This is a genomic window from Paenibacillus sp. FSL F4-0100, from assembly GCF_037993005.1.
Classification (GTDB): Bacteria; Bacillota; Bacilli; order Paenibacillales; family Paenibacillaceae; genus Paenibacillus_AQ.
The window spans coordinates 823,330-844,071 of the sequence record NZ_CP150303.1 but is presented as its reverse complement, the minus strand read 5'-3'; the positions used below and the strand labels follow the sequence as shown (position 1 = coordinate 844,071).

Here is a 20,742-nt window from a genome sequence, read left to right as displayed (position 1 = left end):
TATTCGGAAGGAGCGTGCAGTTTTGAAGAAAAAGAAAAAAAACTCGTCAACATCTTCTAACCAACCCTTCAGAGTTGACCCTAGTACCAGGGAACTCGACCTGTTACGCGGTAATGGACGCAGTCCCGAAAAAGAAAAAGAAAAAGAAAAAGAAAAAGATGCCCACATTCTTTCAACATTACCCCTCGCGGATCCGGAAGAGGATCTCATTGGCATTATCGAATTAAGGCAGCAAGAAAGAGAAGAAGTCACTCCTCCAGTGGTATCTGGCGAAACTTTTGCCATACAAACGGAAGATCCTGCAGTTTCTGACACCTTCACGATACCTACTGACTCCTTGGCGTTGTCTTCTGAGAACCTGACGTTGTCTTCTGACAACCTGACATTCCCTTCCGATCCCCCATCCCTTCCGGATTCGGAAATCGAGCCGGAGCAGTTGATTCTTGAAAAGGAAATGCCCGAAATTAAGGAAGCATTTATATTTACAGAGGATATAGGTGAATATGCCATAACCGAGAACCGGATCGCCTCCAAGTCTATTACGGCTTCCAAGCTGGCTCGAGGATCGGTCGGTCCCGAAGCGTTGCAAGACTACAGCGTTTCAAGCCTTCACATTGCAGACGAAGCAGTGACCTCCAGCAAGATTGCTCCATTGTCAGTCACAGGCGAGCATCTCATGGATGGAACCTTATCGACGCGTAAATTCAGGGACGGCTCGGTTAACGCAAGCAAAATCAAGGATGGGAGCATAACCACCCAAAAGTTGGCGGACCATGCCGTCGAAGGGAAGAAAATAGCCGACGGCGCTATTACTGCAAGGCATCTCGAGCAGTTGCTCGTATCAACAGAGCTCCTGGACGACCAATCCGTTATTGGAGAGAAAATCGCATCAAGTGCCGTAGAAACCCGGCATATTTGCAATGATGCAGTTCACACCTCCAAGCTTGCCGATAATGCCGTCACATCATCCAAAATTCGCGATGGCGCCGTCACCGGAAACAAAATAGCCGATGGTGCCGTGGACGGCTCCCATATACAGCAGAAAGCCATTAACAGCGACCATCTCGCCAGCGGGGCCGTGACATCAGAGCATATTGCCAAGGGCAGCATCGGCACTGACCAAATTGCTGTTAGAGGCATTGGAGCTGACCATATTCAGAATGGATCGCTGGGCGCCCGCCATTTGGAAGACGGGGCGATAGGACCTGATCAGATTCAGCCTGGTTCCGTCGGTCCCGATCAGATTGACATCTGTGCCGTGTCCACCCGTCACCTGAGCGATTCCAGCATAACGAGCTCCAAACTTGCCGATCAGTCGGTCCATACAGCCAAACTGGTCGAGCAGGCTGTTACGGCCTCAAAAATCGCTGACCAGAGTGTTCTCCCGAGTAAGATTGCCAATGAAGCCGTACAAACGCGCCATCTGGTTAAAGGGGCCGTGGAATCATCCCAAATCGCTTCGGAAGCAATTCAAGCCCGGCACCTCTCTCAAGATGCAGTGAAAGCAAAACATATCGCAATTGGCAGCATCCTGCCACAGCACTTTGCTCCTGAAAGCGTGCTCGGGGCGGCAATCCATTCCAGATCGATTGGAGAGCAGCACATGGCGGACCGTTCCATCGCGAGACAGCATCTTCAACGAGAATCGGTTGGGGAAGAACAGCTCGCACCCGAAAGCGTAACGAGCAGCAAGCTGGCTTTAGGCTCGGTTGGTGGCAGCATCATCAGGCAGAGTGGCGTAACTTCCAGCAATATCGCAAGCCAATCCATTCTACAGCAGCATCTTGCTGCGGACAGCGTCGGAGCACATGCCATACAAGACGGAGCGATCCAAGCTTCGCATTTAACCAACGGCTCGGTTGCCAGCTGCCACTTGCAGACCGAGAGCGTAGGGACAGAAGCGCTCGGACGCGGAGCGGTAACAAGCGATAAAATTGCGGAAGGCAGCATTGTCGAATCGTCCATCGGCGATGGGGTTATTGCACCTCGGCATCTGGCAGACCATACTGTAACGTCCTTAAAACTGTCACCGGAAAGCGTGTCAACCGACAAGCTGGTGGATCTTTCCGTTACGTCGTCCAAACTTGCGGAGGGTAGTGTAACTGCTGACAAAATAGCATCACAAGCCGTACGGTCCACTCACCTGTCAGCCCATTCCGTAGCCAAGGAAACCATTCAGAATGGGGCCGTTACCTCGGACAAAATTGCCCAGCAGGCGGTTGAGGGAGTGCATCTAGGACTGGAATCCATCTTGGGCAAACATATTACGCAAGAAGCGATCCACGGCTATCATTTGAAAAAGAAGTCCATTACGCTAAACCATTTGGCTGACGAAAGCCGTTCGGCCGACATGTTGTTTGCAGACGGCAGCATTCCAGGAGCAAAGCTTGAATCGCAATCGATTACGGAAGATCACCTCACGCCTTCATCCGTATCGGGGACGGCATTGAAAACAAACGCCGTAAGCGGAGAAAAAATCAAACCGCTCTCCATCTCGGCAGTGCATCTGCAAGAAGCGAGCGTCCTTTCGGACCATCTTGGTGAGGAGGCGGTCAAATCACAGCACATTGAGAATATTGCCGTAACCGATCGGCATATTGCACCAGGCTCGATCAACGCAAAGCATATCCAGATCGACAGCATTGAATCATCGCACATCGCAAGCGATGCCGTTCTTTCCGAGCATATTGCCGGAGAATCGATCCATGGCGACCATCTCAGCGAAGGGGCTGTGGCCTCCAAGCATATAGAGTTATTCTCTATTCAGAGTCACCATCTTGCCCCTTACTCCGTCAACATGGCCCATCTGGCGGATCAGTCCGTCGGCCATGTCCACTTGCAGCCGGATAGTGTCGGGGTTGATCAATTGCAACCCGGGTCAGTTAAATCAAGGCAATTAGCAGAAGGCGCAGTTCTTCCCCATCACTTGCAGACGAAGAGCATCAGCACGGAGCATATTGAAGCCGGCGCGATTACAACGGAGCTTATTCAGGATCATGGGGTTACGGGGGCTAAAATTGCCCATGGAACGATCACCGGTTCGAACATTGCGGCGGGTTCTTTGAACGGCTCCAAGATTGCCGAGGGCTCCATCGAGAGCAAACACCTTGGACCCGACGCTTTTGATAACTTCAATCTGGCTAATGGCTCTGTTACGGGAAGCCAAATCGCCAAGGAAACCATCACGGGAGCGAACATTGCGGCGGCTTCTTTGAATGGTTTGCAGATTGCAGAGGGCTCCATCGAGAGCAAGCACCTTGGACCCGACGCTTTTGATAACTTCAACCTGGCTGAGGGCTCTGTAACCGGAAGCCAAATTGCTGAAGGTACCATCACGGGCGCAAACGTGGCTGATGGGTCTTTGAACGGTTCTCTGATTGCCGAAGGCTCCATCGAGAGCAAGCACCTTGGCCCGGGCGCTTTTGATAACTTTGCTCTCGCTGAGGGCTCTGTAACCGGAAGCCAAATCGCCAAGGGCACCATCACCGGCGCGAACGTGGCCGATGGGTCCTTGAACGGTTCCCAGATTGCCGAGAGCACCATTGAGAGTAAACACCTCGGACCCGACGCTTTTGAGAATTTCACCTTGGCCGGCGGATCTGTATCCGGAAGACAAATCGCCAAGGGCACCATCACCGGCGCGAACGTGGCCGATGGGTCCTTGAACGGTTCCCAGATTGCCGAAGGCTCCATCGAGAGCAAGCATCTCGCACCGGATGCTTTTGATAACTTCACCTTAGCGGAGGGCTCTGTTACGGGAAGACAAATCGCCGAGGGCACCATCACCGGCGCGAACGTGGCCGACGGTTCGTTGAACGGGTCCCAGATTGCAGAGGGTTCCATCGAAAGCCGGCACCTTGGACCCGACGCCTTTGATAACTTCACCCTGGCCGGCGGATCTGTATCCGGAAGACAAATCGCCAAGGGCACCATTACCGGCGCGAACGTGGCCGATGGGTCCTTGAACGGTTCCCAGATTGCCGAAGGCTCCATCGAGAGCAAGCATCTCGCACCGGATGCTTTTGATAACTTCACCCTGGCTGAAGGCTCTGTTACGGGAAGACAAATTGCTGAAGGTACCATCACGGGCGCAAACGTGGCCGACGGGTCCTTAAACGGCTCGCAGATTGCCGAAGGCTCCATCGAGAGCCGGCACCTTGGACCGGATGCTTTCAATAACTTTACTCTCGCTGAGGGCTCTGTTACCGGAAGCCAAATTGCTGAAGGTACCATCACGGGATCGAACGTTGCGGCGGGTTCATTGGACGGTTCGCAGATTGCCGAAGGCTCCATCGAGAGCCGACACCTTGGACCGGATGCTTTTGATAACTTCACCTTGGCTGACGGCTCTATTACAGGAAGCCAAATTGCTGAAGGTACCATCACGGGCGCGAACGTGGCCGAGGGGTCTTTGAACGGCTCCCAGATTGCCGAAGGCTCCATTGAAAGCCGGCACCTTGGACCCGACGCCTTTGATAACTTCACCCTGGCTGAAGGCTCTGTAACTGGAAGCCAAATTGCTGAAGGTACCATCACCGGCGCGAACGTAGCCGAGGGGTCATTGAATGGTTTGCAGATTGCCGTGGGCTCCATCGAGAGCAAGCACCTCGGACCGGATGCTTTTGATAACTTTACACTCGCTGATGGTTCTGTTACCGGAAGCCAAATCGCTGAAGGTACCATCATGGGATCGAACGTCGCGGAAGGTTCATTGAACGGCTCGAAGATTGCCGAAGGCTCCATTGAAAGCCGGCACCTTGGACCGGATGCCTTCAATAACTTCACCCTTGCTGATGGCTCTGTTACCGGAAGCCAAATCGCCGAAGGTACTATTACGGGATCGAACGTTGCAGAAGGTTCATTGACTGGATCCCAGATTGCCGAAGGTTCCATCGAGAGCCGGCACCTTGGACCGGATGCCTTCAATAACTTCACCCTTGCTGATGGCTCTGTTACCGGAAGCCAAATCGCTGAAGGTACCATCACGGGATCGAACGTTGCGGCGGGTTCATTGGACGGTTCAAAGATTGCCGAAGGCTCCATCGAGAGCCGGCACCTTGGACCGGACGTCTATGATAACTTTACCCTCGCTGATGGCTCTGTTACTGGAAGCCAAATCGCTGAAGGCACCATCACCGGCGCGAACATAGCTGACGGTACCATCACCGGGTCGAACATTGCGGCGGGTTCATTGGACGGTTCGAAGATTGCCGAAGGCTCCATTGAAAGCCGGCACCTTGGACCGGACGTCTATGATAACTTCACCCTCGCTGATGGCTCTGTATCGGGAAGCCAAATCGCTGAAGGTACCATCACGGGATCGAACGTTGCGGAAGGTTCATTAACTGGCTCCCAGATTGCCGAAGGCTCCATTGAAAGCCGGCATCTTGGAGCGGATGCCTTCAATAACTTCACCCTCGCTGATGGCTCTGTAACCGGAAGCCAAATCGCCGAAGGTACTATTACGAGATCGAACGTTGCAGAAGGTTCATTGACTGGATCCCAGATTGCCGAAGGTTCCATCGAGAGCCGGCACCTTGGACCGGATGCCTTCAATAACTTCACCCTCGCTGATGGCTCTGTTACTGGAAGCCAAATCGCTGAAGGCACCATCACCGGGTCGAACATTGCGGCGGGTTCATTGAACGGTTCGCAGATTGCCGAAGGCTCCATCACGGGATCGAACGTTGCAGAAGGTTCATTGACTGGATCCCAGATTGCCGAAGGCTCCATCGAGAGCCGGCACCTTGGACCGGATGCCTTCAATAACTTCACCCTCGCTGATGGCTCTGTTACCGGAAGCCAAATCGCTGAAGGTACCATCACCGGGTCGAACATTGCGGCGGGTTCATTGGACGGTTCGCAGATTGCCGAAGGCTCCATCGAGAGCCGGCACCTTGGACCGGACGTCTATGATAACTTTACCCTCGCTGATGGCTCTGTATCGGGAAGCCAAATCGCCGAAGGTACCATCACGGGATCGAACGTTGCAGAAGGTTCATTGACTGGATCCCAGATTGCCGAAGGCTCCATTGAAAGCCGGCATCTTGGAGCGGATGCCTTCAATAACTTCACCCTCGCTGATGGCTCTGTTACCGGAAGCCAAATCGCTGAAGGTACCATCACGGGATCGAATATTGCGGCGGGTTCATTGGACGGTTCGCAGATTGCCGAAGGCTCCATCGAGAGCCGGCACCTTGGACCGGACGTCTTTGATACCTTTACACTCGCTGATGGCTCTGTTACCGGAAGCCAAATCGCCGAAGGTACCATCACGGGATCGAACGTTGCGGAAGGTTCATTGACTGGCTCCCAGATTGCCGAGGGCTCCATCGAGAGCCGGCACCTTGGAGCGGATGCCTTCAATAACTTTACCCTCGCTGATGGCTCTGTTACCGGAAGCCAAATCGCTGAAGGTACCATCACGGGATCGAACATTGCGGCGGGTTCATTGGACGGTTCGCAGATTGCCGAAGGCTCCATCGAGAGCCGGCACCTTGGACCCGACGTCTTTGATACCTTTACACTCGCTGATGGCAGCATTGATGGCGCCAAATTAAGCAACTCGACAGTCACTAGCGTTCATATTTCCGACGGTGCTGTTACCGGCCAGCAATTGGCTGAGGCAGCAGTCACTGCACAGCATCTGGCCTTTACGCCGGTGCGCAGCGTAGCCGGCCAGCCGAAGCTGCAGCAATTCGGCATGACGCCTTTTGTATTTGGTGCTGAAGCCTTGACCGAGGTGACCGTCCAATTCGAGGAGGCTTTTGCTGGGATCAACTATATCATTGTGGGGATGAGCAACAATCCAGGCTTCCAGATCTCCCTAAAATCCCAGCGCGAGGATACCGCCGTCCTTGAAGTGAGCCGCCAGCCTAACTGCAATCTCGCCTATGGTTTCATGTCCTGGATTGCGATCGGTCCTTCACGGTAACACCATAGCATTCCAAAAGAGGCCCTCCCCTGGGTAACACGGGAGGGCCTCTTTTACGTCAATTTCTCCACATTCCCATAATGGTTTACTTACCCTAACTGGCGTTTAAATGTTTTACTGGCGAAGAAGTAAGCGATGACCATGATGCCGACGCACCAGGCAATCGCGATCCAGATATCGTTGCCAACCGTCCCTTCATATAAGAGGGCACGAATCGCATTCACGATTGAAGTCACGGGCTGGTTCTCAGCAAACGCACGGACAATTTTAGGCATGGTTTCGGTGGGGACAAAGGCTGAACTAATAAACGGCAGGAAAATTAGCGGGTACGAGTAGGCTGTCGCCCCTTCCATAGACCCCGCTGTCAATCCGGGAATGACCGCCAGCCATGTCAGCGCCAGCGTAAACAACCCGAGTATCCCAGCTACTGCGAGCCAATCCAAGATATCGGCGCCGGAGCGGAAGCCCATCAAGAGCGCGACGAGGAAAACCACCACGACAGTAAGCGCATTGGAAACAAGTGAGGTCAATACGTGAGCCCACAATACCGACGAGCGCTTGATCGGCATGGTAATGAAACGCGCCATCAACCCACTCTTTACATCCGTAAACAGCCGCAAGGAAGTGTAAGCAACGCCGGAGGCGATAGCCATCAGCAAAATTCCCGGCAATAAATAATTGACGTAATTGTCCGTACCTGTCTCTATGGCGCCGCCAAATACGTAGACAAACAGCAGCATCATCATAATTGGCGTAATCGCCACCGTGATAATTGTGTCCGGGCTGCGCATGATGTTGCGCATTAAACGCCCTAGTAACACCCCTGTTTTGCTTTTCATTTACATCGCCTCCTTGTTGCCGATGATCGCGAGGAAAATTTCCTCCAATGTCGGCTGCTTCTCGATGTACTCCACTTTGGCTGGCGGGAACATCTCTTTGAGTTCGGTAAGGGTACCGGTCGTGATGATTTTTCCGCCATGCAGAATGGCGATACGGTCCGCCAGTTGTTCGGCTTCCTCCAGGTACTGGGTCGTCAGCAAGATGGTCGTGCCGCCGCCGGCAAGCTCCTTGACGGTATTCCAGACCTCAATCCGCGCTTCGGGGTCAAGCCCTGTCGTCGGTTCGTCGAGAAAAATGACGGCTGGTGTCCCGATCAGGCTCATGGCGATGTCAAGCCGGCGCTTCATCCCGCCGGAATATTTATCTGCCCGGCGGCTAGCCGCATCGGTCAGGCTGAATCTTGCAAGCAGATCGTCGGCGACTTGAGCTGGATTGGAAACTCCCCGCATCTTGGCAATCATCATCAGGTTTTCCCGCCCGGTAAGCATGCCGTCTAAAGCTGCGAACTGCCCTGTCAGGCTGATGCTCTGGCGAACATGATCCGGTTGACGCTGGACGTCAAAGCCGCAAATACCTACTTGGCCGCCATCGAGCTTCATCAGCGTTGAGAGAATGTTGACTGTCGTTGTCTTGCCTGCTCCATTTGAGCCCAGCAGTGCGAAAATTTCCCCACGCCGCACTTCAAAATCCACCCCCTTTAAGACTTCCTTGTCTTTAAAGGATTTTTTTAACCCTTTTACAGAAATCGCTGCATTCCTCATATTTTTTCCTCCTCATAATTAGCGCCTTGCGGAGCTAGGTTGCCTGCACCCAACTATTTAGTAATACTGATAATCTGTATAACTTACTACCGGGTTAAAAATTAACTGAATAGCGAAGGTGGCAATTCACATTAGTAACCAGCTAATCAGTCGGTATGATCTATTGAATTTATTTTTTACCCAATCGGTTCATGATACTCTGATTCAAATCTTCCCGATACTTGGCTACATAGGTTTTAGCGTTTGCTACTAGTTCGTCAGCAAAGGACGCCACGTCTTCCCCGGTGATTTCCAGCACTTGTCTGCCTTCAGCTGCTCCGGCTTCGAACAACTCGATTAATTCATACTGCATGTGCAGCATATCCATCCCGTTGCCCGCTGAGAAATTCCACATGTAGTTTTGAATTTTCTTAAATACAAACTGGTAGTCCTCAGGCAGGGCTTCAACCCGTGCCATCATCATTTTGTACTCTTTTTTATCACCAATCATTTTTTTGAACATTTCCAACATATAATTTTCCTCCTTTTATATAAAGCGGAACAAGGCACTCCAAAAATATCGAACGGAATATCTTATGAGGCTAGATTGACTTCAAGACGTTGATTTTTGATGATAAGAAATCCCACCTTTCCCAAAACGATTCAAGCTCCTGGCGGCCAGCCTCATTAAGTGAGTAAAACTTGCGCGGAGGCCCCATGTCTGACGGTTTCTTTTCAATGTTCACCAGCTTTTTCTTTTCTAACCGCACGAGTATGGTGTAGACCGTTCCTTCCACGACTTCGGTAAACCCAAGCTCGTTCAGACGGCGGGTAATCTCGTAACCATAGGTTTCACGGCGGCTGATGATTTCCAGCACACAGCCTTCCAGCGAACCCTTCAGCATTTCAGTTAAATTTTCCATATTCGAAAGCCTCCTCTATTTCGCCCTCCCCTACTTAGTATTACCTATATTCAGTATAACATAGTACCGAAGGAAATTTTTACTTAATAGCATTTGGAAAAACACACTATTAAGTATTACTCATTACACGTATATTGTAATACTGAGTAGCAGGGGGTGTCAACAACTTCTTTAAAATATTTTTGCAACCTCATTGTTCAGTGATGTCGGTATTCAGTGTGACCTACTACAGGTATATCGTAATACATAGTAGATGGATTGTCAACCGGATTTCCAAATATTTTCAAACCAATATCGCCCCGCGATTTATGCATGCAAAAAAGACGAGCTTTAAGCTCGCCTTTTGTTTATTGATTATTCGATGCCGATCCGTCCTTGTTAAAGCCCCTCCCCTAACTCCGGCAATCTCGTTCGTATCCGTAATGCGTAACATCCCGAGATGAACAATACCGTGGCAGCGATGATGTACGTAGCCCGAACGCCGAATTCATCGGTTATGAACCCAAACAACAGGGTGGATAATCCGAATACCAGCGAAACAAGCGCGCTTTGAGCTGCGTACACTTTTGGCAATACATGGACAGATACGCCCCGCTGCAGTGTAGTCTGAAGCGAGACTGCCTTAAGCTGTTCAAAAACGCCGAAGCCTGCCGAGAACACCAGGGCCAGCCAAGGCACCGAGGTCAATCCAAAACCGAACGTCATGATACTAATGCCGAAGGAAGAGCAGATGACGAACTTGCGGATGTTGCGGTCGATCAGCCCCGCGTTTTTCATTCCAAACAGTCCACCCAGCATGAGTCCCAGGAAAAAGCTTGCGTTGATATATCCCCACCATGCCTCCTCCCTGTGCAGCACATCGGCTACATACACGTAGATGGTCGCTGCGATCCAAATCACGCCCGCCATCGTCTCCAATACATAAATCACATGAATTGCCCGAAGAGAAGGCTGTTTCCAAATGAGTGTCCAGCCTTCCTGAATGGAGCGCCAATTCGAAACGCGAGCCTTCTCTTTCTGTTCCTGGGTAGATTCATGCCGATCCTCTATAAGCTTCATGAAGACTGCGGCGGCGAGGGCTAGGGCAAAGGTCAGCCATATTACGTTGCTTCCGCCCAAGACTACGACCAGCAGTCCCCCAACGGCCCAGCCTCCCAGTTGAATTAGCTGATCCACGATGGCAACAAAGCTATTCGCTTTCGTCAGCTCGGTGGCATCCACCAGACGCGGCAGCATGGCATGGCTTGCAGGTGCAGCCCAGCCATCAAGCAAAGAGATGAGGAATACGAATCCGAGGATCGCATAGACCGTCACCTCCTGCTCTCCCAGCATATAGTAGGTCATTAACAATAGGAACAACACGGCCGTTTTCCCGATTTGCGACGAAGCAAGCAGCGACTTGAGGCTGTATTTATCCATCAACACGGGCGCAAAGCTCCCGCTTATAAACCGTGCCATCGTCGTGACAAAAGGTATCATGGCCATCAACATGGCGGATCCCGTAATCCCATAGATAATTGCCATCAGGCCGACAATGTAAAACAAATCGCCGCTATTGGCGAGCGCCTGACCTATCCAGAGATACCGAAAAGATTTCCTCTTCATCTTTCTACCCCAATTCTGTATTTAGTTGTGTTGGTTAGGGTAGAAAAACCTACATGTTCTGGCCTCCGTACATTTTATATGGTTAATATAGTAACACCGTTAAGGACTTCTGTTAAGTTCACGGATTAATTTTTTCAAGCGAATCAGATGGCATATCTCACCAACCGCAACTTTTTTATCCCCGGCTAAAACTATTTGGCCCGCTCCACGGTCTAATGATCAGTCAAGCGCACTCAAGTACTTGAGCATGATCCAACCCATTAAACCAGGAATAGATCAAAACGAATTCGTGCCATGACATAAAATACTAGCGCTAGTAGTTAGGAGTGAGTGAACTGAGAGCGACAGAGTCGAAGCCAAAACAGTTCAGTGAAAATATTGAGAAATGCAAAAGCAAGTTATACCGGGTGGCCTATTGCTATGTCAAAAATGAGCAGGAGGCACTCGATATCGTCTCCGAGGCAACCTATAAGGGATATCTCGCTTACGAGCGGATGAACACGCCGCAGTATTTTGAGTCCTGGATGACCCGGATTGTCATTAACGCTGCCATCGACCATCTCGGTCGCAAGAAGCGGGTAACTTATATGGAGGACCAAACGCAAGACTATGCAGCCGCAGAGCATACCCTACCGCTGGAAGAGAAAATGGATTTATATGATGCGCTGGACAGACTGATGCCAGAAGAGAAAACCTATATTATTCTGAAGTTTTTTGAGGACCTGCGCTTTCGAGAAATGGCGGAAGTGCTGTCATTGTCCGAAAACACGGTCAAGACCAGATTCTACCGCATTATCGGAAAATTAAAATCGTATTTAATCGAGGGAGAGGTCGATAATCTATGACAGGAAAAGAACGCTACGAACACATTGAGATCCCTGCCCAGCTAACCGATGTTATGGCCGCAGCACAGAAAAAGGCGGCTGCCCGCAAACGATCCATGCGCTTGACGAGATATTCGTCCGTTGTTGCAGCTGCCATTGCCGTACTATTCGTGGTCAACATCCCGACGGTGGCAAACGCCTTAGCCAAAGTCCCCGTGGTGGGCAGCATCGTTCAGGTTCTACAGTTCGGGGGCGGAGGCGAGCGGACCGACGGCGTTACCGTGGGTACGGAAGCTTCCGAGGACGTGATTAAGATTCAATTTGATCAGGAAGGCAAGTCCGTTTCCAGTGTCCCGTCCTACACCGTGGATCATCGGGATGCACCAAACCGTCTGATCTTCACGTTTAACGGTGTACGAAACTTTGATTATGAAACCCTCAAGAAAGACATGCTGGCCCTGCCGCTGGTGAAGGATGTCTATGAAAATGTGATTTTGGACGACTCGGCCATGCGTTTTGTCGTTGAACTGAAGGATGGCGTGAAGCATACCGTATCCGAATATAATGACCCCGGCTATATTGAGCTGAAGCTCACTTCGACCGGCGAGCCGGTAAACCCGCGCGAGGTCTTCTATATCCGCAGTGAAGCCATGCCACAAGGGGAATCCCTTGCTATTCTTGAAGAGATTTATATGGAAGACGACGTGACCTTCATTAAGACCGCTGGCGGTGACTTCATCGCGGTCATCGGCGGGTTCGATACCCGTGAGGAAGCCGAGCATAAGCTTGGTGAAATTTCGGCTCGCGACAGCTACAGCGATGATCTGCGTATCGACAGCTGGATGAGCAATGAACGCCCGAACTAACCTGGATTATGAAAAGGCACCGCTCCGACAAGTGTTGGAGCGGTGCCTTTTTTATGATGATCAATGACGTTTTTTGGGCAATATTGAACATGCCGGTCCCGGAAGCGGCTCTCCCGGCTGCAACCATATTATGCGGTTGAATGAGGATAGATCATGACTTTTACGCTGGTGTCCTTGTGCGTGCGAGCAAGCTCTACAGCTTCCTCGATCTGATCTAAGGAAAACTGGTGGGTGATGATATCGCGTATGCGGCTGCCCTTGTTTTGCAGCATCTGTATAGCCGCCGGGTACGTGTTCGCATAGCGGAACACGCCGTATACATCCAGCTCGGCGTCAACCAAAGCGCCGATATCCACCGGGATGGCATCCTTTGTCGGCAGACCTACATACACGATCCGGCCTCCGCGGTTCACATAACCGATTGAATCCGCGATGGCACCGGCGTTGCCCGACGTTTCAATAATAAGATCAATCCCTTTGCCGCCCGTAAGTTCGTTCAACCGCTGCGGAACGGATTCATCCATCGGATTGATCACGCCGGAGGCTTCCATCTGAAGGGCCAAATTACGCCGGTATTCTACGACGTCGCTGCCATATACCTGAGAAGCTCCGGACATTTTGGCCGCCTCCATAGCAAGCAGGCCAATCGGCCCCAGACCGAGAACCAGCACCCGGTCCTCCGGGTGGATACGCCCGCGGCGTACGGCATGAAGTCCTACGGACAGCGGTTCAAGCAAAGCGCCTTCCTCAAAGGACATTTCATCCGGCAGCCGGAACAGGAAGTCGCTTCGCACCGCGACGTATTCGGCCCAAGCTCCGTCAACCGGCGGGGTGGCCATAAATACAACATCCGGACACAGGTTGTAACGTCCGCTTTTACAATAAGAGCAGCGCCTGCACGTAACGCCCGGTTCCACGGCCACGCGGTCAAGGGCGGAGACATTTCTCACCTTCTCCCCCGTCCTTACGACAACGCCGGCAAGCTCATGTCCCAGAATCAACGGTTCCTTCACCTCATATCTGCCAATCCGTCCATGCTCATAGTAATGCACATCCGAACCGCATATGCCGATGCAATACACTTGAATCAAGGCTTCATCCGGCTTTGGCTCCGGAATGGGAACCTGCTTCACCTCAATGGATAAAGGGCGATCAAGAACGGCGGCAGACATCATGTTTGGTTGTGACAAGCTGCATTCACCTCTCATCTCAAGAAATCGCTTACGAACTTAGTTTACACGATAAACTATCGCTTCATAAGGGTGTAGAGCGAATTCGCCGAAACTTCGCTCCGAGCGCTTGTAGTTCGAGAGTACAACTTCCGGTTGATGCTCACGCCACTCGACAGGGAATTGAAAATCCGGTGTTCCGCTATAGAAGTTGAGTACGACCAAGTACATCTCGTTCCCGAGCGACCTGGAATAGGCGAAAATCTCCGGATCCTCCTGAAGCACCGCTTCATATGTTCCGTAGATCAACGCCTCACTGGATTTGCGCAGACGAATCAAGGCCTTATAGTAATTGAGAATGGAATCGGGATCATTTAACTGCTGCTTCACGTTGATCTCATGATAATTCGGATTGCAGCGGATCCACGGCACAACCGTGGAAAAGCCGCCATAAAGCGTGTCATCCCATTGCATCGGCGTTCTTGCATTGTCCCTTGCCCGGTACGCGATTCTGCGCATCGTCTCGGACACGTCCTTCCCGTCCAACAGCCGCTCGCGGTAATAGTTGTAGATCTCCACGTCTCGATAATCGCTCAGCTCCGCAAACTCAACATTCGTCATTCCGATTTCCTGCCCCTGGTAAATAAACGGCGTCCCCTGCATCAGCATAAAAAAAGTAGCCAGCATCTTGGCCGATTCCTTATGATAGTGGACCGGATCGCCAAAGCGGGATACGGAGCGCGGTTGATCGTGATTCTCCATATAGAGGGCATTCCAGCCCACGCCTTCAAGTCCCGTCTGCCATTTATGCATGATCTGCTTCAATTCGGCCAAGTCCCAGATCGCATAATCCCAGCGCCCTTCGAGTCCGAAATCAAGATTGACGTGCTCAAATTGAAAAATCATGTTCAGTGCCCCATTCTCTTCCCCAATCCAGCGGTCTGCTTCCGATATCGGAATGCCACTCGCTTCGCCAACCGTCATAATGTCATAATGGGCGAACGCTTCGCGTTTGAATTGTTGAAGAAAATCATGGATGCCCGCTATATTCCGATGTCCCGGATTCGAGTCGACATATCGAAGATGATTCGGATTGGGCATATCCGGCAAACCCGGCAGCTTCTTAATATGGGTGATCGCATCCACGCGGAAACCGTCAATCCCTTTATCGAGCCACCAACGGATCATCCTGACCAGATCATCCCTGACCGCAGAATTCTCCATATTTAAATCAGGCTGCTTCTTGGAATAGAGGTGGAGATAATATTGATCCGTTAACTCGTCATATTCCCAAGCGGAACCGGTAAAGATGGATTCCCAATTGTTCGGCTCGGCCCCATCCCTCGCATCCCGCCAGATGTAGTAATCCCGCTTCGGATTAGTCCTTGAGGAACGGGATTCAATAAACCACGGATGTTCATCCGAGGTGTGATTGAGCACCAGATCCATAATAAGGCGCATGCCGCGGTTATGGATTTCGGCCAGCAGTTGATCGAAGTCGGCCATGGATCCGAACTCCGTCATAATATCCTGATAATCACTGATATCGTAACCGTTGTCGCTATTGGATGATCGATAGATGGGGCATACCCATATAACATCAATCCCGAGATCCTTCAAATAATCCAGGCGTGATATAACCCCTTGCAGATCCCCGATGCCGTCTTCATTCGAATCCATAAAACTGCGTGGATAGATCTCGTAAGCAACGGCTTCTTTCCACCATACTTTCTGCATTGTTGTATCCCCCGTTTACAATAAAGATGCTGCTTATTAGGAATGCAGACCGAGTCATTACACGTACTTCATTAACCAACTTAGTCTGTCGCAGCATACAGTATTGCCGTTTAAGCGATCATATAAGCCTAACAACCATAGAATAGCCGTGCCGCGGGGATATGCGGCATGGCCACTATAAAGTCCACTATGAAACAACTACGGAAATGAATTCGTGCCTGCTCCATGTAACATACTGCATGGGTTTGGTCAGACTCCGGTAAGGACCCGCCATTCACTCCACTTCTTTGATCTCCCGCTAACCCCGTACATACTTTGCAGTCAGCGATTGTTCCGCCATGATCAGTTCAGCAGGCGTTCCTTCGAACATGACCCTGCCTCCCCTGCTGCCGCCCTCGGGTCCAAGATCGATGATCCAATCCGCCTGACGGATTACATCCAGATTGTGCTCGATCACGATCACCGAGCTGCCGTTATCGACGAGCCGATTCATCATGTCCAGCAAATGCCCGACATCCGACATATGCAGCCCCGTTGTCGGCTCGTCCATCACGTAGATCTTTCCCTGTCTATGCAGCTCGCTGGCCAGCTTGATGCGCTGGCTTTCGCCCCCGGACAGGGTGCTTAGCGGCTGTCCGAGCGTTAGATAGTGCAAGCCGACATCGTGCAGGGCCTCCAGCCGCCGTCTGATTTCTTTTTTCTCGAAAAAATCGAGTGCCTGCAGCACCGTCATATCCAGTACGTCGGTAATCATTTTTCCATGGAGTTTATACTGCAGCACATCATCCTTAAAGCGCCTGCCATCACAGGTGTCGCACGGAGACTTGATGCCTTCCATAAACGCCAGGTCCGTATAGATGAACCCGAGACCGTGGCAGTCGGGACAGGCTCCTTTGGAATTGAAGCTGAACAGGGATGGACTCTGATCGTTAGCTTTGGCAAACATGCTCCGGATGTCATCCATGATCCCCGTATAGGTAGCAGGATTGGAACGAATCGAGGTGCCGACGGCGGACTGGTCGATGACGACAGCCTCGGGATGCTGGAACAGGAAGGCATGATGAATCAGCGAGCTCTTGCCTGACCCCGCTACGCCCGTGACCACGGTTAACACTCCTTCCGGGATATCCACCGTTACATTTTTCAGGTTATGATGACTGGCATTGGCAATCCGCATTTGTCCTGTCGGTACCCGGAACTGTTCTTTCATCGGCATGCAGCGTTTCATATACTGCCCGGTTAACGTAGAGTCTTGGCTGCACAGCTGCTCAACCGTACCCTCGAAGACAACTTCCCCTCCCCGGGTACCTGCATTCGGTCCCACATCCACCACATGGTCGGCAATTTCAATCACGTCGCGGTCATGCTCCACGACCAGCACCGTGTTGCCCTTGTCACGAAGCTTCCTGAGCATGTCGTTCAGGCGGTGAACATCCCGAGGATGCAAACCAACGCTCGGCTCATCAAAAACATACATCATGTCCGTCAGACTGCTGCCCAGATGCCTAACCATCTTCACCCGCTGCGATTCACCTCCGGAGAGCGTGGTCGTCTCCCGATTCAGCGTTAAGTAATCCAGCCCCATATCCATCAAGTGCTGCAGCCGCTCGGCCAAACTGGCCACCATACTGGCAGCCACCGGCTCCTTGATATTCAGGATGACCTCTCTTAACTCCCCAATCTCCATGGCCGCACACTCGGCGATATTATACCCGTTGATTCTGCAGCTTAATGCCGCTTGACTGAGCCGTGTCCCCTCGCATAACGGGCATGTTCCATGCGTAATAAAATTTTTGACGTGATTTAAGGTGCGTTCGGACAATTCACTGCTGTCTCTCTGGATATACAGCCGGTTGAACTTCAACACGAGACCTTCGAAGTCAGACTGTACCGGTCCACCCTTGGACGGAAACGTCACCTTTCCCTCCTTGCCGTATAGGAAGAGATCCCATTCCGCTTCCGAATAGTCGGCCAGCTTCTTATCGTTATCAAAGAAACCGGACATGGTGTAATTTTTCATATACCAGCTATCCACTGAGAAAATAGGAAATCGGACTGCTCCCTCATTCAAAGATTTGCTCGTATCCAGCAGTTTATTTAGATCCAGCTCGACCTTCCTGCCGATACCTTGACATTCCGGACACATGCCTTGCGGGTCGTTAAAAGAAAAGACGTTGGAGTATCCCGCAAATGGCTGTCCCACCCTGGAAAACAACAGACGGAGTATGGCGTACAGATCCGTGATCGTGCCTAGCGTGGACCGTGAATTGCCCCCCAGACGCTTCTGGTCGATGACGATGGCCGTCGACAAGTTCTCGATCGAATCGACGTCCGGCTGGCTATGCCGTGGAAGTCGGTTACGAACAAAAGCGGTAAACGTCTCATTCAGCAATCGTTGAGCTTCCGAACTGATGGTATCGAACACGATGGACGATTTGCCCGAGCCGGATACGCCGGTAAAGACCGTGATTTTCCGTTTTGGAATTTGCAGCGAAACATTCTTCAGATTATTCTCCCTGGCTCCACGTATGTTGATATATTCTTGCGCCATGGCCGCTCCTCCCTTATACCCTGTAGTGTTCCTATTATAAAAGGGCAATCATGACATGTACTGTCATAATGGGTGAAGGTCTCTATTATTAAGTTATTCCCGCAACCGGTAAATATCAGGAAGGTTGTTGACCGTATTAATGCTATACTTAGTTTATAAGAGTTTGGGGAGAGAAAATGTTACACCCTCCCATTTTTGATTCCGGTTTGCCAATAAGCATCCTGTCCCTTACAATTACGGAACATCATCGTTTCTTAGAATTCATGTTTACAGGAGAGTAATGACGATATGAGCAAAAAAATAGTCGCCATCGATATGGATGATACCATCTGCCATCTCATACCCAAGGCCATTCACTATCACAATCTGCAGTACAAAGATCCTCAGCTGACGCTGGATCAGATTACCGATTATAATCTGCACCAAATCTGGCATCCTGACTGCTCAGAAGAGTTTTTCTTCGGAAAGCCGGGCTTATATGAAGAACTTGAAATATTTGATGAATATACGATTGACGAAGTCCACAGAATGACGCATGATTATGACGTTATTGTTGTTACCGCAGCCCGTCCCTCCTCGGTGCCCGAGAAGTGGAGATGGCTGCAGCGGCATATGCCTTTTATTCCGTTCGAGAATTTTTTCGTGGCCAAGCGCAAGGATTTAGTGGAATTCGATCTTCTGATTGACGATGGTCCCCATAATGCGATTGCCGCCAGAAAAGCCGGAAAGCAAACCATTCTGATTCCGCGTCCGTGGAACGCGCATATTCAGCATGAATTTATTCTGAAGGATTCCTGGAAGGGAATGAACGAGTTAGTTGACCGTATTTTATCTGATTCTAACCATCAAGGGGATATGAAATAAATGAATACAGACCGCAATAGTCGGTACCTATCGCAAGACATCCATTTTTTCGCGGCCGCACTGTCGGAAACGATAGTTTCCGTATGGGAAGAGGATCCCGCAAGTGTATACGTGGAGATCGAGCGAGGTTACATTGAATGCTATACACCGGATGTCGTCCGCATCCGCAACGAAGAGACAGGTTATCTGACACACTACAGCCGTGACACCGCTATGTTTCAACGGATGTAATAGATAAAGGCCGCTTCCCTTGCCGGGAGGCGGCTCTTTTATTACTCAAATCATCTTTTAGCTGACAGAACAAGAAACAGGGTTGCGAGCGGGCCTAACAACAGGGATAGCAGAAACCAGTTTAATCCCGTTCTGTTTTTTCCTTGAGCCAATCCGGCATTAATTAACGCCAGCGTTCCCCATCCCACGTAAAATTCATTATTCATCATATCTCCTCCGATACCGTGCTCTTTATCTGCTTATTACGTTTTGACATGCTGAATCGTTGCAGGATATACAAAAAAGAGCAAGGAAAGCTCCCTGCCCTGGGCAATTTTAACATGTATAGCAGCAGCCTCAAAAGGCTCCGGCTTTAGCCGCGAAGGCCCCACTCTCACTTGAGTGGACAATCGATCCTTATGCGTGTTCCAACTCTCTTAACAGCTGAAATATTTGTCCCCGATGATGGGATTCATGCTCAATCAGATGATAGATGACCCATTCGGGCGTCACATCGTACGGTTCCAGTTGTCTGACTCGCCCCCAGTCTGAGAGGTCCATGCCTTTGAAATGGGCAAGCAATTCATGACGTACTCTCTGCATGCGGTGAAGGTGTTCCTCCAATGACTGATCCGGCACTTCAGAAAGACTATTATCCTCGGTACGGTGATCCCAGGGAAAGCAGGTCTTTATTTTCGGGTCCCAAGCGGATTCAAGCACCTCGGCGTACAGCCAGTCCGCTTCAATGTAAGCGATATGATACAACAGTGAACCGATCGACTGCCGACCGTCCACCTTATGGTTCAAAAACTCATGCCGAATCCCTTCCAGCCGTCTCAATATCGTTCGCCGCACATCTTCAAGTCCCCATATCCACCGGCCGATCTCCGGCTCAAACCCAGGCAATGCCTCAACCGTCAACGTTTTCCTCTGCAAATCTTCACGCTCCCTTACATCATCTCATGAACCTAAGAATAACAGGCTCAAGCGGCAGACTGCCAGGTAAAGTTCGGTTTAGGCAAAAACCACCCTGGGTCATTCAGCCGTTCTTACTTCTTTCTAGTCGCAATCGCCTCTGCTGTTTGTTTAACGGCCTGATGCCCGAATACCGCAAACGCCCCTGCGAGTATGCCTTGAATGATATTTTCCACCCTCCAGCCGATCAAGCCGGTTGTGAATAGAACCGATACGACTATAACCAGATATACAATGCTCCAATTCGGAACCTTGGGGGTTTGCTTCAGCACATATCCGATTACCCAACAGGCAGCAACGACCATGAAGAGCCGCGGGTCAATCAATTGAAAAATGACGCTCCATTCCATGGTAAACCCACCTTTCCATTCATCTTCTACATCCTATTCCTTGAGCCTATCGATCGGCTTGTATTTATATCCTTATTCTCGCAAGCAAAATAATAGAATCTGCGAAATGGAATTTTCGATAGGTTTGACGATGAGCGGACGCAGCACAAATCGC

General features: G+C 50.9%; 16 protein-coding genes. 5 read left to right on the top strand and 11 right to left on the bottom strand.

Features of this window, described 5'->3' with window-relative positions; translation table 11 throughout:
* Positions 1-22: 22 nt before the first annotated feature.
* Positions 23-6,934, top strand: a complete 6,912-nt coding sequence (locus MHH48_RS03725; RefSeq protein WP_340390428.1) for a WIAG-tail domain — start codon at positions 23-25, stop codon at positions 6,932-6,934.
* Positions 6,935-7,023: 89 nt separating this feature from the next.
* Here the strand turns inward: MHH48_RS03725 and MHH48_RS03720 are convergent, their stop codons facing one another.
* The 5 genes from MHH48_RS03720 to MHH48_RS03700 all read right to left on the bottom strand — a co-directional run bounded on the left by MHH48_RS03720 (position 7,024) and on the right by MHH48_RS03700 (position 11,042).
* Positions 7,024-7,773, bottom strand: a complete 750-nt coding sequence (locus tag MHH48_RS03720; protein WP_076322209.1) for an ABC transporter permease — start codon at positions 7,771-7,773, stop codon at positions 7,024-7,026.
* Complete coding sequence (locus MHH48_RS03715) at positions 7,774-8,535, bottom strand: ATP-binding cassette domain-containing protein (protein WP_076322210.1); 762 nt, start codon at positions 8,533-8,535, stop codon at positions 7,774-7,776. It lies immediately after the preceding gene.
* 169 nt (positions 8,536-8,704) lie between these two features.
* A complete protein-coding gene (locus MHH48_RS03710; RefSeq protein ID WP_076322211.1) occupies positions 8,705-9,046 on the bottom strand; it encodes a DUF1048 domain-containing protein in 342 nt (113 codons plus the stop codon).
* A gap of 70 nt (positions 9,047-9,116) precedes the next feature.
* Complete coding sequence (locus MHH48_RS03705) at positions 9,117-9,437, bottom strand: PadR family transcriptional regulator (protein ID WP_076322212.1); 321 nt, start codon at positions 9,435-9,437, stop codon at positions 9,117-9,119.
* A gap of 378 nt (positions 9,438-9,815) precedes the next feature.
* Positions 9,816-11,042, bottom strand: coding sequence for an MFS transporter (locus MHH48_RS03700; RefSeq protein ID WP_076322213.1), 1,227 nt, complete (start codon positions 11,040-11,042; stop codon positions 9,816-9,818).
* A 326-nt stretch (positions 11,043-11,368) separates the two neighbouring features.
* On the opposite strand from MHH48_RS03700, the gene MHH48_RS03695 reads away from it, so the two are divergent.
* Together MHH48_RS03695 and MHH48_RS03690 are read left to right on the top strand one after the other, a co-directional pair.
* Positions 11,369-11,887 carry a sigma-70 family RNA polymerase sigma factor gene (locus MHH48_RS03695; RefSeq protein WP_076322214.1) on the top strand — a complete coding sequence of 173 codons (519 nt, stop codon included), beginning with the start codon at positions 11,369-11,371 and terminating at the stop codon, positions 11,885-11,887.
* Positions 11,884-12,732 carry a DUF4179 domain-containing protein gene (locus tag MHH48_RS03690; RefSeq protein ID WP_076322215.1) on the top strand — a complete coding sequence of 283 codons (849 nt, stop codon included), beginning with the start codon at positions 11,884-11,886 and terminating at the stop codon, positions 12,730-12,732. Before MHH48_RS03695 ends, MHH48_RS03690 begins: the two co-directional genes overlap by 4 nt.
* 128 nt (positions 12,733-12,860) lie before the next feature.
* On the opposite strand, the gene MHH48_RS03685 is transcribed toward MHH48_RS03690, so the two are convergent.
* The 3 genes from MHH48_RS03685 to MHH48_RS03675 all read right to left on the bottom strand — a co-directional run bounded on the left by MHH48_RS03685 (position 12,861) and on the right by MHH48_RS03675 (position 18,189).
* On the bottom strand, positions 12,861-13,922 hold the full coding sequence (locus tag MHH48_RS03685) for an NAD(P)-dependent alcohol dehydrogenase (RefSeq protein ID WP_083659627.1): 1,062 nt from the start codon (positions 13,920-13,922) through the stop codon (positions 12,861-12,863).
* 39 nt (positions 13,923-13,961) lie between these two features.
* Entirely contained in the window at positions 13,962-15,638 is a 1,677-nt protein-coding gene (locus tag MHH48_RS03680; protein ID WP_076322217.1) for an alpha-glucosidase, read from the bottom strand.
* 298 nt (positions 15,639-15,936) lie between these two features.
* Positions 15,937-18,189 (bottom strand): excinuclease ABC subunit UvrA, encoded by a 2,253-nt coding sequence (locus tag MHH48_RS03675; RefSeq protein ID WP_076322218.1) that lies wholly within the window; start codon positions 18,187-18,189, stop codon positions 15,937-15,939.
* Positions 18,190-18,477: 288 nt separating this feature from the next.
* Here MHH48_RS03675 and MHH48_RS03670 point away from each other — a divergent pair, with 288 nt between their 5' ends.
* The gene (locus MHH48_RS03670; protein ID WP_076322219.1) at positions 18,478-19,053 is read left to right on the top strand and encodes a hypothetical protein; all 576 of its coding nucleotides are present in this window, start codon (positions 18,478-18,480) and stop codon (positions 19,051-19,053) included.
* Positions 19,054-19,284 (top strand): hypothetical protein, encoded by a 231-nt coding sequence (locus MHH48_RS03665; protein WP_076322220.1) that lies wholly within the window; start codon positions 19,054-19,056, stop codon positions 19,282-19,284.
* 50 nt (positions 19,285-19,334) lie between these two features.
* Here the strand turns inward: MHH48_RS03665 and MHH48_RS03660 are convergent, their stop codons facing one another.
* From MHH48_RS03660 to MHH48_RS03650, 3 genes are all read right to left on the bottom strand, one after another.
* On the bottom strand, positions 19,335-19,493 hold the full coding sequence (locus tag MHH48_RS03660) for a hypothetical protein (RefSeq protein ID WP_202618862.1): 159 nt from the start codon (positions 19,491-19,493) through the stop codon (positions 19,335-19,337).
* Positions 19,494-19,680: 187 nt separating this feature from the next.
* Complete coding sequence (locus MHH48_RS03655; RefSeq protein WP_076322221.1) at positions 19,681-20,199, bottom strand: DinB family protein; 519 nt, start codon at positions 20,197-20,199, stop codon at positions 19,681-19,683.
* Positions 20,200-20,312: 113 nt separating this feature from the next.
* Positions 20,313-20,588, bottom strand: a complete 276-nt coding sequence (locus tag MHH48_RS03650) for a phage holin family protein (protein ID WP_076322222.1) — start codon at positions 20,586-20,588, stop codon at positions 20,313-20,315.
* Positions 20,589-20,742: the final 154 nt, after the last annotated feature.